This is a genomic window from Salinimicrobium oceani (assembly GCF_012037645.1).
The window spans coordinates 1-279 of record NZ_JAAVJR010001698.1 but is presented as its reverse complement, the minus strand read 5'-3'; the positions used below and the strand labels follow the sequence as shown (position 1 = coordinate 279).

1 pseudogene is annotated in these 279 nt (G+C 42.7%); it reads left to right on the top strand.

Annotation, left to right across the window (positions count from 1 at the left end):
- Nucleotides 1-57 precede the first annotated feature (57 nt).
- Nucleotides 58-279 (top strand): annotated as a pseudogene (locus tag HC175_RS23645) (glycosyltransferase family 1 protein); the annotation flags it as partial.

The window sequence follows — 279 nt, the reverse complement described above, 5'->3', positions numbered from 1 at the left end:
CCGGGGAAAATAAAAAGCCTTGAAGCAAAAACTGCCGGTACGGCTATAGAATAGTTGATGAAAAAAAGAATTCTTTATATAGGTAACAATCTTTCCAATCCCACCTTTACCGCTACCTATATCTCTTTTTTCAGTGAAGTATTGAAGCAGGAGGGATATTGGGTGAAGACGGCCTCTGCTAAAGACAACAAGGCACTTCGCCTGGTAGAAATGCTTTCTCTGATCTGGAGTCATCGCAAAGAAACCGATGTTGTGCTTATCGACACCTATGGTGCGCAG